At 49.4% G+C, this 14,144-nt stretch carries 16 protein-coding genes; all 16 read left to right on the top strand.

The genetic code is table 11. The annotated features are described in order from the left end of the window. Positions 1 to 78: 78 nt before the first annotated feature. The 16 genes from murA (at position 79) to AC3WT9_RS14295 (ending at position 13,482) form a co-directional block, all read left to right on the top strand. A complete protein-coding gene (gene murA, locus AC3WT9_RS14370) occupies positions 79 to 1,362 on the top strand; it encodes a UDP-N-acetylglucosamine 1-carboxyvinyltransferase (protein ID WP_341095433.1) in 1,284 nt (427 codons plus the stop codon). 64 nt (positions 1,363 to 1,426) lie between these two features. Then, entirely contained in the window at positions 1,427 to 2,188 is a 762-nt protein-coding gene (locus AC3WT9_RS14365) for a cell division protein FtsQ/DivIB (protein ID WP_341095431.1), read from the top strand. Positions 2,189 to 2,277: 89 nt separating this feature from the next. Beyond that, entirely contained in the window at positions 2,278 to 2,547 is a 270-nt protein-coding gene (locus AC3WT9_RS14360) for a hypothetical protein (protein ID WP_341095430.1), read from the top strand. Then, complete coding sequence (gene ftsA / locus AC3WT9_RS14355) at positions 2,534 to 3,796, top strand: cell division protein FtsA (protein ID WP_341095429.1); 1,263 nt, start codon at positions 2,534 to 2,536, stop codon at positions 3,794 to 3,796. Before AC3WT9_RS14360 ends, ftsA begins: the two co-directional genes overlap by 14 nt. Positions 3,797 to 3,857: 61 nt before the next feature. After that, positions 3,858 to 4,970, top strand: a complete 1,113-nt coding sequence (gene ftsZ / locus AC3WT9_RS14350) for a cell division protein FtsZ (protein WP_341095427.1) — start codon at positions 3,858 to 3,860, stop codon at positions 4,968 to 4,970. A gap of 122 nt (positions 4,971 to 5,092) precedes the next feature. Then, a complete protein-coding gene (locus tag AC3WT9_RS14345; protein WP_341379520.1) occupies positions 5,093 to 6,115 on the top strand; it encodes an Rpn family recombination-promoting nuclease/putative transposase in 1,023 nt (340 codons plus the stop codon). 251 nt (positions 6,116 to 6,366) lie between these two features. Next, on the top strand, positions 6,367 to 7,314 hold the full coding sequence (gene spoIIGA, locus AC3WT9_RS14340; RefSeq protein ID WP_341379519.1) for a sigma-E processing peptidase SpoIIGA: 948 nt from the start codon (positions 6,367 to 6,369) through the stop codon (positions 7,312 to 7,314). A 125-nt stretch (positions 7,315 to 7,439) separates the two neighbouring features. Further along, positions 7,440 to 8,159, top strand: a complete 720-nt coding sequence (gene sigE / locus AC3WT9_RS14335) for an RNA polymerase sporulation sigma factor SigE (protein ID WP_038595351.1) — start codon at positions 7,440 to 7,442, stop codon at positions 8,157 to 8,159. Between the two features lie 78 nt (positions 8,160 to 8,237). Further along, positions 8,238 to 9,020 carry an RNA polymerase sporulation sigma factor SigG gene (sigG, locus tag AC3WT9_RS14330; protein WP_038595349.1) on the top strand — a complete coding sequence of 261 codons (783 nt, stop codon included), beginning with the start codon at positions 8,238 to 8,240 and terminating at the stop codon, positions 9,018 to 9,020. A 194-nt stretch (positions 9,021 to 9,214) separates the two neighbouring features. Beyond that, positions 9,215 to 9,526: a YlmC/YmxH family sporulation protein gene (locus AC3WT9_RS14325; protein ID WP_038600462.1), complete on the top strand. Its 312-nt coding sequence runs from the start codon at positions 9,215 to 9,217 to the stop codon at positions 9,524 to 9,526. A gap of 129 nt (positions 9,527 to 9,655) precedes the next feature. Further along, the gene (pgeF, locus tag AC3WT9_RS14320; protein WP_341379518.1) at positions 9,656 to 10,513 is read left to right on the top strand and encodes a peptidoglycan editing factor PgeF; all 858 of its coding nucleotides are present in this window, start codon (positions 9,656 to 9,658) and stop codon (positions 10,511 to 10,513) included. Positions 10,514 to 10,522: 9 nt separating this feature from the next. After that, positions 10,523 to 11,215, top strand: coding sequence for a YggS family pyridoxal phosphate-dependent enzyme (locus AC3WT9_RS14315; RefSeq protein WP_341097756.1), 693 nt, complete (start codon positions 10,523 to 10,525; stop codon positions 11,213 to 11,215). Next, positions 11,215 to 11,658 (top strand): cell division protein SepF, encoded by a 444-nt coding sequence (locus AC3WT9_RS14310; protein WP_341095420.1) that lies wholly within the window; start codon positions 11,215 to 11,217, stop codon positions 11,656 to 11,658. The genes AC3WT9_RS14315 and AC3WT9_RS14310 overlap by 1 nt, the downstream gene beginning before the upstream one ends. A 7-nt stretch (positions 11,659 to 11,665) precedes the next feature. Continuing rightward, positions 11,666 to 11,935 carry a YggT family protein gene (locus AC3WT9_RS14305; protein WP_341095418.1) on the top strand — a complete coding sequence of 90 codons (270 nt, stop codon included), beginning with the start codon at positions 11,666 to 11,668 and terminating at the stop codon, positions 11,933 to 11,935. 4 nt (positions 11,936 to 11,939) lie between these two features. Next, positions 11,940 to 12,722 carry a YlmH family RNA-binding protein gene (locus AC3WT9_RS14300; protein ID WP_341095416.1) on the top strand — a complete coding sequence of 261 codons (783 nt, stop codon included), beginning with the start codon at positions 11,940 to 11,942 and terminating at the stop codon, positions 12,720 to 12,722. Positions 12,723 to 12,996: 274 nt separating this feature from the next. After that, positions 12,997 to 13,482 (top strand): DivIVA domain-containing protein, encoded by a 486-nt coding sequence (locus AC3WT9_RS14295; RefSeq protein ID WP_038595344.1) that lies wholly within the window; start codon positions 12,997 to 12,999, stop codon positions 13,480 to 13,482. Positions 13,483 to 14,144: the final 662 nt, after the last annotated feature.

The raw sequence follows: 14,144 nt of genomic DNA, 5'->3' as shown, positions 1-14,144 counted from the left end.
GGGCCATCCCGCACATTTCATTGCTCCTTGTACGGGAAGTGCTTGTGGTGGGTGAGCGGTAATCTCGGAGGTGATACATTGGACAAATTGGTGATTGAGGGTGGAAACCCCCTGTCAGGCACCATACGTATCCATGGAGCAAAAAATGCGGCGCTGCCGATCCTGGCGGCAAGCCTGCTGGCCGAAGGAGTTCACTCACTGCATAATGTGCCGAAGCTGCTGGACATCGAAACAATGCTGAATATTTTGGAACGGCTGGGCTGCAGGGGCGTGCATGAAGACGAGACGGTGACCATTGACACGTCAATGCTGGGCACTTCCCATGTTCCTGAGGATTTAATGCGGCAGATGAGATCGTCTATTTTTCTGATGGGACCGTTATTATCCAGATTTGGAGAGGTGACGATTTATCAGCCGGGAGGCTGTGCGATCGGGGAGCGCAAGATTGATCTTCATCTGCAGGGACTGAAGCAGCTGGGGGCGGAAATTGAAGAGAGTAATGGACGGATTTCCTGCCGGGCCGCAAGACTTAAGGGAAGCGATATACATCTTGATTATCCTAGTGTCGGAGCCACGGAGAACATTATGATGGCTGCTTCCATGGCAGTAGGAACGACAACGATATCGGGTGCGGCCAGAGAGCCGGAGATTCAGGATCTGCAGAATTTCCTGAATCAGATGGGTGCCCAGATTATAGGTGCCGGTACCGATACCATTACGATTCAAGGTGTAAAGAAGCTATATCCCTGTACGTACGAGGTTATTCCCGACAGGATTGTCGCCGGAACGGTCATGATTGCCGCTGCCGCCACGCGGGGCAACGTTACATTGACCCATACCAATGCCGGGCATCTAACCTCCCTGATCCATGTGCTTAGGAGGGCTGGTGTTCAAATCACCGTATGCAATGATATAATTAATATCAGTTGCATGGGACGCCCCCGTGCGGTGGAACGAATCGTTACTTCTCCCTACCCTTCCTTTCCCACAGATCTCCAATCTCAGGTAATGGTGCTGCTGTCGCTGGCCGACGGATTCAGCGTCATCAAAGAGACGGTATTCGAGGGACGCTTCAAGCATGTGGAGGAGATGGCCAGGATGGGCGCCGATATTTCCATTGATCTGAACCGTGCGTTTATCCGCGGGGTGCAGAGACTGTATGGAGCAACGGTGGAAGCAACCGACCTGCGGGCGGGAGCTGCCCTGGTGATTGCCGGACTCGCCGCTCATGGAACCACGGTTGTTGAGCAGGCGCATCATATTGACCGCGGATATGACGGCATTGAGCAGCTCTTTCAGAAGCTGGGTGCACGCATCAGCCGCAAAGTACCTGTGCCGGGTCCGTTTGATTTGGCCAATTAAAGCTCCCTGTCTCCTTCAGCTTCATGCGTGGGAAGGAGACAGGGCCTTATTACGGAGATATGAGATGCCAAAAACCCGTTTACCTCTTCTTAAAGAGGACAAGCCTACCAAAAAAATGAGCCGAAAGATTACTTTCATTCTGCTGCTGCTGTTTATTGCGCTGTTGGCCGTGATTTTCTTCCGCTCGTCAATGAGCCGGATTACAGAGATCCAATTTCAGGGAAACAAATATTCCACCCGTGAGGTGCTGCTTGAGAAAAGCGGACTTGCCCTCGGAGGACAGTATTTTGCCGTCTCTAATGATGCAGTGGCTGATCGCCTTAAGGAGCTCAAGACGGTTCAGGAGGCCAGTGTGGAAAAAAAATTTCCCGGACTAGTCACCATCAGTATTAAGGAGTACCCTGCAGTGGCCTATGAATTGGATCAAGATGGCATACTGGAGGCTATTCTATCCAGCGGCGCTGCTGTTTCCGTGAATGAAACGGGCATTGCGGTGGAGAAGCCGATCTTGACAAGCTGGGGGGAAGATGATCCCCATAAAGCCAAATTGTGCCAGGCTCTCGCCAGTATTCCGAATGAACTGACCAGTGACATTTCTGAGATTGTGCCATCACCAACATTATCCTTTCCAGACCGCATCAAGCTGTATACCCGTTCGCATTTTGAAGTCATTACGGCAATTTCTTTGCTTAAGGATAAAGTAGAGTATTTAAATCAAGTGATAGAGACAGAGGAGCCCGGACTGATCAAGATGCTTGAAGCGGATTCCTATGTTCCTTTTGCACCTGTAAAAGAGGAGAATGTGAAAGAGGACACGCAAGAGTAAATAGGCCCTACTAATAGTAAGAAAAAAATGCTACAATCGGTTTTACGGGCAATAGGCAACGTCCCTCTTTTTTCTTCGGATTTTTTGAAATGAAGTATCAAATATGGATGACATTTCTTTATTACACTTATATTTCATGTAATAAAATGCCTGTTTTCAGGTTTCTAGCAGCTGCTGTCTTCATGCGAGATGCTTGTCATATTATCCCACTCAAAAAATTTGTAGAAAAAAGAGGGAAAGGATTAGAGATGTTGAATATGTACAGAGAAGTTTTTCTTCAATGGAAACCAAAAACTAAATCAGCTTTACATTTCATTTTGATAATAACAGGAGGTGCCATAGGGCTTGAGCAACAATGACATCATTGTTAGTTTGGACATCGGTACATCCAAAGTTCGGGCAATTATTGGGGAAGTTACTAATGGAACCTTTAATATTATTGGCGTTGGATCTGCTGATTCGGAAGGAATACGAAAAGGTGCGATTGTAGATATCGACCAGACTGTGCAATCGATCAAGAGTGCTGTAGATCATGCGGAGCAAATGGTCGGTATACAAATATCCGAGGTCTATGTCGGCATTTCCGGCAATCATATCGGGCTTCAATCCAGTCATGGTGTCGTGGCCGTTCAGAATGAGGATCGTGAAATCGGCGAAGATGATATCGATCGTGTAATCAAGGCAGCAGAAGTTATTGCACTGCCTCCTGAACGCGAGGTAATTGATGTTGTCGCCAAGCAATATATCGTCGATGGCCTTGAAGGAATCCAGGATCCCCGCGGGATGATCGGAGTTCGTCTGGAAGTGGAAGCGACGATTATTACCGGGGCCAAAACGCCAATACATAATCTGCTTCGCTGCGTAGAGAAATCAGGACTTAAAGTCAAAGATCTTGTACTGATGTCTCTTGGAGCCGGCGGATTGGCGCTTTCCAAAGATGAGAAATCAATGGGCTCCGTGCTGGTTGACATCGGTGCGGGCTCAACGACGATAGCCGTATATGAAGAAGGTTCCCTTTGTGCCACCTCCACGATCCCGATCGGCGGAGAATTTGTAACCAATGATATCGCATACGGTCTCCGTACACTTACTGATCAGGCGGAGAAGGTGAAGCTGAAGTATGGCTGCGCCTGGATTGACGACGCCGCTTCTGACGTAGTGTTCAAGGTGCTCCGGATCGGCAGCAATGTGGAAAAAGAATTTAATCAGGAAGATCTTGCGGCGATCATTGAACCGAGAGTGCAGGAAATCTTCCATCTGATTCGTCAGGAAGTGAAGCGGCTTGGTTACAATGAGCTTCCCGGAGGTTATATACTAACGGGTGGTACTGTATCTATGCCGGGGGTATTAAAAGCAGCCCAGACTGAACTATCAGCCTCTGTGCGCGTTGCGGTGCCGGATTATATCGGAGTCCGCGATCCCGGATTTACCGGAGGAGTAGGCATCCTGCATAACGTTGTCCGCAGATTCCGCGGACGCGGAAACAGCAGCAGCGGGAATAAAAAGACGGTCAACCGGAACAAGCAGAATGCAGCTCCAAATCAGGAAGCTGTATCGAAGCCGGGTTTGGTGGAACGTCTAAAGAATATGTTCAGCGAGTTCATATAAGTGTAAGTCCAGATATACTTGGACTGGCCATCCAAGCACATTGAGGGGGAGATGGAACAATATGTTGGAATTTGATTTTGAAATGGAGAGCTTGGCGCAAATAAAGGTCATCGGCGTGGGCGGCGGCGGTAGCAATGCTGTCAACCGGATGATTGAAAATGGCGTTCAGGGTGTGGAATTCATCACAGTTAATACAGATGCCCAAGCGCTGCATATGGCCAAATCGGAGCATAAACTGCAAATTGGGGACAAGCTGACCCGGGGACTTGGCGCGGGTGCCAATCCTGAGGTGGGCAAGAAAGCGGCCGAGGAGTCCCGTGATCTGATTTCAAATACTCTTAAAGGCGCGGACATGGTATTTGTTACCGCTGGTATGGGGGGCGGCACCGGTACAGGCGCAGCGCCTGTGATTGCTGAGATTGCCAGAGAGTGCGGAGCATTGACGGTTGGCGTCGTGACCCGTCCGTTTACTTTTGAAGGCAGAAAACGTGCAACTCAGGCAGAGCTTGGCATCGAGGCGCTCAAGGAAAAGGTCGATACACTGATCGTGATTCCCAATGACCGACTGCTGGAAATTGTGGATAAGAAAACCCCAATGCTGGAGGCATTCCGTGAAGCGGATAATGTACTCCGCCAGGCGGTGCAAGGGATCTCCGACCTTATTCAGGTTCCCGGCCTGATCAACCTTGACTTTGCCGATGTGAAGACAATTATGACGGAGCGCGGTTCAGCGCTTATGGGTATCGGTATCGCCACTGGCGAGAACCGTGCTTCGGAGGCGGCCCGCAAAGCGATCATGAGTCCGCTCCTGGAGACCTCCATTGAAGGTGCTCGCGGCGTGATCATGAACATTACAGGGGGTTCCAACCTTTCCCTGTATGAGGTGAATGAAGCAGCCGAGATCGTTACCTCTGCTTCGGATCCTGAAGTGAATATGATCTTTGGTGCCATCATTGAGGAAAGCATGAAGGATGAAATCAAAGTTACGGTAATCGCTACCGGCTTTGAACACAAACCTTCACCTATTGCTCCGGCCCGCCGTCCATCGGCGAGCAGCGAACCTGCTGCGCCTGATAAGAATGCCAATCTGCGTCCGTTTGGCAATCAGACGGCCTCAGACCAGCTGGACATTCCAACATTCCTGCGCAACCGTACGCGCGGCAATAATGACTAATAAAATAATATAGTGTAAATAGATTTACGGAAGCACCGTATCTCCCTAGCGATCAGCTATGGGCGGATACGGTGCTTTTTGGTTTACCGGCTGTTATAATACTAGTAACGGGAGAGGATACAATGAAACTGCTTGATCCCCGGGTTGATTTTGTATTTAAACGTATTTTTGCAAGCGAGGGCAATAAGGATGTGCTGTTGGCTTTTCTTAACGGTATTTTTTCGGATGCGGGGGAACCTCCGCTGAATGAAGTGGTGCTGCTGAATCCATACACGGATAAGGATGATCTGCTGGATAAGCAATCGATATTCGACATATGGGCCAAGACCGAGGAAGGCAAGTTGATTAATATTGAAATGCAGCTGTTTAATAAATATGATATTGAGAAACGCACGCTCTATTACTGGAGCAAACGATATTCGGGGCAGCTGCAGGAGACAGGTAAATATAAAGATCTCAAAAAATGTGTGACCATCAATATATTAAATTATAAAGTTTTGCCCAATGAGCATACTCATAGTGTGTTTCATCTGCGGGAAGATAGGAATGGAACTCCGCTCGCAGACGATATTGAAATTCATTTCTTGGAGCTGCCGAAGCTGGAGCATACGCCTGTTCCCGGTGAAGGCGGTTTGGTCAATTGGCTGCTGTTTCTGAAAGGAATAGACGATTCGAATTGGGAGGTGCTTAGCATGAATGAGCCTGTCTTGAAAAAGGCAATGGATACGCTGCAATTCCTGAGCCAGGATGAGGAGGCCCGCATGAAGTATGAAGCCCGCCAGAAGTTTTTGCTGGATGAGGCTTCGCAAAGAGACGGGGCGCTTACAGAGGGCTTTGCCAAAGGATTGGCTGAGGGAAGAGCGGTAGGAAGAGCTGCGGGTATAGAGGAAGGTAAGGCGGAAGGCAAGCTGGCGGGGAGATTGGAAGGCAAGCTGGAAGGCAAGCTAGAAGGTAAGCTGGAAGGTAAGCTAGAAGGCAAGCTAGAAGGCAAGCTGGAAGGGAAATTAGAGGGGAAATTAGAGGGGAAATTAGAAGCAAGATTGGAAGTGGCCAGAAATCTGCTTGCGATGGGACTGGACTATCATGCGATCCGAACGGCAACGGGTCTTACAGATGAAGAATTAGAGTCTATGAAGCGAATTTAAGAATAGGGATTTTGAAGTCAGCCTTTAGATTTAGAGGCTGGCTTTTTTATGCTGTAATGATAAGCCTCGAGCCGCTCCAACCCCTCAAGTTAACTCTGTCACGCTATAACTCGACAAAAAAACCTTAAGAACGCCCCCCAAGTTTAGACAGACTTTGAATGCGAGAGTTCCTATACTAATCTTATCGTCCAAAAAGAGAGCCTGATCCCTGGCCTTGAGGATAGAGAGCAGCCCTTAGGCAGGTGAATGCATTGGTAGTTTATATTGACTTGATTTTCGCTGCCAATCTGCTGATCGATGGCATTCTTCTATGGCTGACAGGCTGGCTGGTTAAACTTAAGGTCTCCTGGTGGAGACTGGCGCTTTCCGCGCTGGTTGGCGCGCTTTATGTAGTGATGATGTTCGTACCGGAGCTGTCTTTTCTCTATACCTTCCTCATTAAATTCGGATTGTCGGTAGTCATGCTGTGGATTGCCTTTGGATTCAGGAGTCTGCAAAGCTACCTCCGCGTGTTGGGGGCCTTTTATATTATTAATTTTGCAGCAGCCGGCGGCATTGTAGGTATTCACTATTTGTTGCAGAGCTCAGGCGACATCTGGAACGGTATTCTGTTTACCTCTTCAGGAGGCCAAGCATACCGGATGAAGATCGGTTTCTGGTTTGTGCTTGCGGTCTTACCGCTGGTACTGCTCCTCTTTAAGCTCTTCCATTCTTCACGGGTCCGCAGGGAGCAGCTCGAATCGTATATTGGTGAGGTAACAGTGGAAATTGACGGTGTAACTGTGGTCTGTCCAGGGCTGCTGGATACAGGGAACCGGCTCAGTGATCCGTTGACGCGGATTCCGGTAATGGTGATGGAGGCGTCGCTCTGGGAAAACCATCTGCCTGCTTCATGGAAAGGGAGGCTGACACAGACGAGCGCAGACACCCTTCTGCTGGAAACGGACGGGCAGTCTTTTGCCTGGCAGGATAGGATGCGGCTTGTCCCTTATAGGGGCATCAACCGTGGTTCATCCTTTATGCTTGCGCTGAAGCCGGATCTTGTGAAGATACAGCTGGGTGAGGAGACCTTTTACAGCAAAAGGGTGCTCATCGGGCTGGATGGCGGGACACTGTCGGGAGACGGCGCGTACCGGGCGGTCATACACCCTGACCTCGCCCAAAGAGAACAGGCTGCTGACGCGGCGCTGCCATGCTGATAACCGCAGAAGCATTTGCATTTCAATCCTAATATCGGACAAAGGGATTGGGCAGGGCAGCAGGGAAATGGATGGGATAAGAAATATCACAGGGTTACTGTGTACTTCTTGGAGGAGGAACAAGAATGGTCAAATGGAAGTTAGCGCTGCAACTGCAATATTACCGCATGCTGTTTCTGCTGGGGCTGAAAAGCCAGGAAATTTATTATATCGGTGGAAGCGAGGCGTTGCCTCCTCCCTTGACGAGGGAAGAGGAGGAGTATTTGCTGCAGCGGCTGTCCAGCGGCGATGCGGCCGTCCGGGCTATGCTGATTGAGCGCAACCTGCGGCTCGTTGTGTACATTGCCCGGAAATTTGAGAACACCGGCATTAACATTGAAGATCTTGTTTCTATCGGGGCCATTGGACTAATCAAGGCAGTCAATACGTTTGATCCGGAGAAAAAAATCAAGCTGGCTACCTATGCCTCACGCTGCATCGAAAATGAGATACTGATGTATTTGCGGCGCAACAGCAAGACACGGAGTGAGGTGTCCTTTGATGAACCGCTAAATATTGACTGGGACGGCAACGAGCTGCTTCTCTCCGATGTGCTTGGCACCGAGAACGACACCATTTACCGTAACATCGAAGAGCAAGTGGACCGAAAGCTGCTGCAGAAGGCACTGGAAAAGCTGAGTGAGCGGGAGCGCCTGATTATGGAGCTAAGATTTGGACTGCGCGGGGGAGAAGAAAAAACGCAAAAGGATGTGGCCGATCTGCTGGGTATTTCCCAATCCTATATTTCGCGTCTGGAAAAAAGAATTATCAAGCGGCTGCGCAAGGAGTTTAACAAGATGGTGTAAGCATAAATCAGCAAGGAATAAAATGCCGGACCGGGGAGATAATGTACAGTAATGTTTCTCCTTGGGAGGTAAATCATCATGACCCGAAATAAAGTCGAGATTTGCGGTGTGGACACCAGCAAGCTGCCCGTTCTAACAAACGTGGAAATGCGGGAGCTGTTCACTTCGCTGCAGCAGCAGGGCGAGCGATCCGCCAGAGAGAAATTGGTAAATGGTAACCTTAGACTTGTTCTTAGTGTTATTCAAAGGTTCAATAATCGGGGAGAGTTCGTTGACGATCTGTTCCAGGTAGGCTGCATCGGGTTGATGAAAGCCATCGATAATTTTGATTTATCGCAAAATGTGAAGTTCTCCACCTATGCAGTGCCGATGATTATCGGTGAAATCCGCAGGTATCTACGCGATAATAACCCGATTCGGGTATCACGTTCGCTCAGGGATATTGCATACAAGGCCCTGCAGGTGCGTGACAGTCTGACGAACCAGAATTCCCGGGAGCCGACGATTTTTGAAATTTCCGAGGCGTTGGGAGTTCCGAAAGAAGATGTGGTTTTTGCTTTAGACGCCATCCAAGACCCGGTCTCCTTGTTTGAGCCAATCTACCATGACGGCGGGGACCCGATTTATGTGATGGACCAGATTAGTGACGATAAGAATAAAGATGTCTCTTGGATTGAGGAAATTGCATTGCGGGAAGCGATGCGCAAACTGGGACAACGCGAGAAGCGGATACTGTCCATGCGTTTCTTCGAGGGCAAGACCCAGATGGAGGTCGCCGATGAGATTGGGATCTCTCAAGCCCAGGTTTCCAGACTTGAGAAATCGGCCATCCAGCAAATGCAAAAGCATGTGAAGACCTGAGTAACAGCGATAGATGAAGCAGGGGTATCCAAGGGGCTATAAACCCTTATGGATACCCCTTTGTATGTAGAACTATATTGGAAAATATATATTGCATTGCATGTTGCCAAGCCCGAACAACATATATTGGACTATATGTCTGAAAGTACAGGGGTGGTGAGGTGAACGAGGATTCAATAGGCACAGGCAAAAAAATGAAAATCTCTGATTTTCAGACCAAGGATGTCATTAACATTGTCGACGGCAAGCGGCTCGGGCAAATCAGTGATCTGGAGCTCGATCTGCGCCGCGGAGTTATTGATGCAATCATTGTGCCCGGGTATACACGGTTTATGGGGCTCTTTGGAGGTGGCGCTGATTTGATCATTCCCTGGAGGAATATCGTTAAGATTGGTGCTGATGTTGTGCTCGTAAAGATAGAGGAGTCCAGAATGCCCCAAGGTCAGGAAGAGCGGGAAACGATGTATTTGGAACGGGGGGACCGCAGTGAAAGGCGCACATATTAACCGGGTGCGTCTTTTTTTGACGGAAACGGGTATAGAGCTTATGTAAGAAATGGTGCCCATAACCGGGCTCCGAAGTCTAAACATCACTTTGTGGGAGGTCTTGTGGTACACTTAGGCGGAGGTGAGAAGATGGAACCGTTCGTACAAATCGACAGAACGCCTGTGCAGCTTCATCTGGAGCGGTGGTGTTCAGCACATCCCCAAATTACTGCCGGATTCACAGGAAGACAAGGTGGTGCGGGCAAGGCACCGTATGAAAGCTTCAACTGTGCTCTTCATGTAGGCGATGACGTGGAAGATGTGATCAGCAACCGGAGGATGCTCGCCGAGAGTCTCGGTTTTACACTGGATTCATGGACATGCGGGGAACAAACTCATGGGAAAAATATTGCGGTTGTTACCAAAGAAAACCAAGGATACGGCAATCTGGACAGAGCAAGCGCCTTTCAGTCCACTGATGGGCTGCTGACCAATGTGCCGGGGGTGCTGCTGACTTCCTTTTATGCGGACTGTGTGCCGCTATATTTCTATGATCCTTTGCGGCAGGTGGCCGGTCTTGCGCATGCCGGCTGGAAAGGGACTGTAGCAGAAATTGCCGGGGCTATGGTCAGAACAATGGGTGAGGTCTACGGCAGCCGTCCAAAGGAGATCCTGACAGCCATTGGACCTTCTATCGGTGAATGCTGTTATGAGGTCGATGATTATGTAATGAATCATGTCCACCGGTTGGAGGATGAACTTAGCACACTGAATTTGGCTGAGAACGCTCCGGTCTTATACAGGAGGTCGGATGCAGATGACAGCAAAAGCATGCTGAACTTGAAAGAAATGAATCGACGCATTATGATTAAAGCAGGAATATTGCCGACTCATATCGAATGTACAACTTGGTGTACAAGCTGTAACAGTGATCTCTTCTTCTCATACCGTAAGGAAAACGGGGTTACAGGAAGAATGACGAGCTGGATCGGAATAAAGGAGAGCTGAAAGTTGGGTTTGACACTGCAAGAAAGAATAGCCGAGGTCAAGGAACGTGTAGAACGGGCTTGCGCGGCAAGCGGCAGGGATGCAAGTGACGTCAAGGTTATCGCAGTGACGAAATATGTATCGCTGGAAACGGTATCCGCTGTACTGGAAGCGGGTCTTGAGGACATTGCCGAAAGCCGCTGGCAGAACGCCGAACATAAATGGAACGCCCTGGGCAACAAAGGCACATGGCATTTCATCGGTCATTTGCAGACCAATAAGGTAAAGGACGTTATCGGCAAATTTCAATATATACACTCTTTGGACCGGTTATCGCTGGCACAGGAATTGCACAAGAAGGCTGAAGCCGCCGGTATAGACGTAAACGTCTTCCTTCAGGTGAATATCTCGGGAGAAGATACGAAATTTGGTTTATCTGCTGAAGCGGTGCCTGAATTTTTGCGTGAAATCGCTCCTCTGCATAATGTGAAAGTAATCGGCCTTATGACGATGGCGCCTTATGAAGGGGATCCCGAGCTTACCCGCCCGGTCTTTCGCGGACTCCGCGAACTGCGCGATGCGCTCAATCTGCTAGCTTTGACACCTGAGCCTATACAAGAGCTGTCGATGGGAATGTCGAATGATTTTGAAGTGGCGATACAGGAAGGAGCCACCTGGGTGCGCCTGGGAACGGTATTAGTAGGTCATGAGGAGGGAGCTTGATGGGCGTGATGAACCGGTTTATGAGCTTTTTGGGCTTGCAGGAGGAAGAGGAAATTGTGGAGCGGGAGCAGATTTCCCGTGAAGAGGATGAATACGAGCCTGCCCCTGTAGAAAACCGCAAAAACCAGCGGGCCAACGTCGTCAGTATCCATTCGCAAAAAAATGTGAAGGTAGTGCTTTATGAGCCCCGTTCTTATGACGAGGCTCAGGAAATTGCCGACCATCTCCGTTCGCACCGCACGGTCGTAATTAATTTGCAGCGCGTGCGTAATGACCAGGCGATGCGGATTATTGATTTTCTCAGCGGAACTGTTTATGCCCTGGGTGGAGGAATCTCCAAAATTGGGGGCAATATATTTATGTGCACACCGGATACGGTCGAAATTCAAGGTTCCATATCGGAAATTCTGGGTGACGATCAAGACTACAACAGAATGAGGTGAACGGGCTTTGTCCCAAATCGATTTAATTATTAACTTGCTTTTCAAGATCTACTACTACATGATTTTTTTCTATATCCTCATGTCCTGGCTTCCCAATGTCCGTGACAATTTCATCGGAGAGCTGCTCGGCAAGCTCGTGGAGCCTTATCTGAGTCCATTCCGCCGGATTATTCCGCCACTGTTCGGAACGATAGATATTTCCCCGATCATCGCGCTGATCGTGCTTCAATTTGCTCAAGGCGGTCTGCACTCCATTGTGGGCCTGCTGCTCCGTTAATGACATGAAGAATGAAATTTATGGTCATTTTCACCCTGACGAACGGCAATTTGTGGACAAGGCCTGGGAATGGGTCACTCATGCAGGAGAGTATCATGAGCTCAAGCTGACTGAGTTTCTCGATCCCCGTCAGGGCTATATTCTGCAGAGTCTTGTGAACCGTCATCCCGATGTTGCTGTAAGATGGGAGGGCGGCTCAGAAAATGCTGAGCGGAAGCGGGCAATAGTGGCACCCGATTACCGTGACCTTTCAGAAGAAGATATGGAACTCAAGGTGCTTGCCATCACCTCCGGGGAACAGAAGTTTTTAGCATTGGAGCATGGCGACTATATGGGTTCAATTCTTGGGCTGGGCATCAAAAGAGGCAAAATCGGCGATATACATGTGCTCGAGGATGGCTGTCATGTTGTAGTGGCAGCGGATATCGCTAATTTCCTGGACGTGAATTTAACAGGAGTGCACCGGATTAATGTCAGCACAGAGATTCTGCCTTTGTCCGGCTTGCGGAGCAGTGAGGTTAAACTTGAGATGATGGAGTTGACCGTGGCTTCCTTGCGGCTTGATGGGATCGCTGCGGATGTGACCCGGCTCAGCCGGAGCAAGATACTTGCCCCGATCAAAGCAGGAAGGGTCCGGGTGAACTGGAAGGTAGAGGAAGACCCCTCCTGTGGACTTAAAGACGGCGATATGGTCTCCATTCAAGGTTTTGGCCGGTTTAAGGTTCTGGAGATCGGAAGTTTGACGAAAAAAGGCCGTTACCGGGTTCAGGTTGGCAAATTTGTCTGAATCGTTTGCAGGAATCCGGATTTGCTTGTCGAAATTCATTATCTCTAGGGAAGCAAACATTTTGAAAGCTGGGCGCCGATACTTGTAGAAGAGGCGGATCCTTAAACGGCATTCGGAATGATAACCAGCCTTATTTTTCTTGCAGAAACACTTGCCGCTTTATCCAGGCAGGCATGTTCGTTTCTTCTTAAAGTACAGTCTTTCTTCTTTGTCTGCCGGGACAAATTATGTTTTATGGGCATAAGAGGTCCGAAATTTCTAGGAGGTGCACAGCATGCCATTAACGCCGCTCGATATACATAACAAGGAATTCTCCCGGAGAATCCGCGGTTATGATGAAGACGAGGTCAACGAATTTCTGGATCAGGTAATCAAGGATTACGAAAGTGTCATTCGTGAGAACAAGGAGCTGCACAATCAGCTATTGTCTATTCAAGAGCGCCTTGATCATTTTGTGAATATTGAAGAAAGCTTGTCCAAGACAATCATCGTCGCGCAGGAGGCGGCAGATGATGTCAAGAACAACTCCAAAAAGGAGTCACAGCTGATTATCAAGGAAGCGGAAAAGAACGCTGACCGGATTATCAACGAAGCGTTATCCAAATCCCGGAAAGTAGCGATTGAGACGGAAGAATTGCGTAAGCAAGCCTCCATCTACCGCACCCGTTTCCGGACTCTCGTCGAAGCACAGCTTGAACTGCTGTCCCAGGATGATTGGAACGCCCTGGAGAGCCGCGAGGTCAGCGAGAACGTGCTTTAACCTTCTGAAAGGCTGAGCATATCTTGTGAGATGAATATCTCTTGTTTCCGGCCACTGTTATACCGCGGCTATGAATATTGACATTTTGTCTTGAAACGTCTATAACTAAAACATATCTGTACCATAATCATTCGATGACGGGACAAGTACGATAAGGTTACGTTCTCCAGAGAGTCGGTGTTTGCTGCGAGCCGATTGTTCACACCTTGCCGGAAGATCTTCCCCTAGAAGCTGAGCTGAAGCGTTAATTCGTGCGTAAGTTGAGCCGTCTGCCGGACGTTATCCCGGACCCGCGCGTTTAGATTTTCTGCGCGGAACTGAGATTGTGCTGAATACACTCCCCCTGAGGATGTGCGTGAAGCGCAGAATTAGGGTGGTATCGCGAGCGTCGTCTCGCCCCTTTGGGGGTGGGATGGCGCTCGTTTTTGTTGTTGCGGGGTGCGATCCCCCTAAATCCCCCTTTCCAAGGGGGACCCCAAGGGCTGGCCGCCCTCTGGACACCCGCAACAAGGGCATTGTGCAGAGAGTGGCGTCCGCGGACGGGTAGGGATTTGTTCGACGGGGGAGCGGCCCTTCTTAGGCTCCCCTGGCGGGTACGCCTGTGGGGCCTTTCCTGCTCAAGAGCAAGAGCAAGGGCAAGAGCAAGAGCAAAGACATTTGCG

The sequence above is a fragment of the Paenibacillus sp. EB106-06-01-XG199 genome (assembly GCF_058791575.1).
Note: the sequence above shows the minus strand (reverse complement) of the source record. Positions and strands in the feature narration are given on the sequence as shown.

What these genes read in the sequence shown, in the direction of transcription:
- AC3WT9_RS14325 (WP_038600462.1), top strand. Translation starts at nt 9,215, where the DNA reads ATGAAAATCTCTGATTTTCAGACCAAGGATGTCATTAACATTGTCGAC.
- AC3WT9_RS14345 (WP_341379520.1), top strand. Translation starts at nt 5,093, where the DNA reads ATGAAACTGCTTGATCCCCGGGTTGATTTTGTATTTAAACGTATTTTT.
- sigE (WP_038595351.1), top strand. Translation starts at nt 7,440, where the DNA reads ATGGTCAAATGGAAGTTAGCGCTGCAACTGCAATATTACCGCATGCTG.
- AC3WT9_RS14310 (WP_341095420.1), top strand. Translation starts at nt 11,215, where the DNA reads ATGGGCGTGATGAACCGGTTTATGAGCTTTTTGGGCTTGCAGGAGGAA.
- ftsZ (WP_341095427.1), top strand. Translation starts at nt 3,858, where the DNA reads ATGTTGGAATTTGATTTTGAAATGGAGAGCTTGGCGCAAATAAAGGTC.
- AC3WT9_RS14300 (WP_341095416.1), top strand. Translation starts at nt 11,940, where the DNA reads ATGAAGAATGAAATTTATGGTCATTTTCACCCTGACGAACGGCAATTT.
- AC3WT9_RS14365 (WP_341095431.1), top strand. Translation starts at nt 1,427, where the DNA reads ATGCCAAAAACCCGTTTACCTCTTCTTAAAGAGGACAAGCCTACCAAA.
- pgeF (WP_341379518.1), top strand. Translation starts at nt 9,656, where the DNA reads ATGGAACCGTTCGTACAAATCGACAGAACGCCTGTGCAGCTTCATCTG.
- sigG (WP_038595349.1), top strand. Translation starts at nt 8,238, where the DNA reads ATGACCCGAAATAAAGTCGAGATTTGCGGTGTGGACACCAGCAAGCTG.
- AC3WT9_RS14360 (WP_341095430.1), top strand. Translation starts at nt 2,278, where the DNA reads ATGAAGTATCAAATATGGATGACATTTCTTTATTACACTTATATTTCA.
- AC3WT9_RS14295 (WP_038595344.1), top strand. Translation starts at nt 12,997, where the DNA reads ATGCCATTAACGCCGCTCGATATACATAACAAGGAATTCTCCCGGAGA.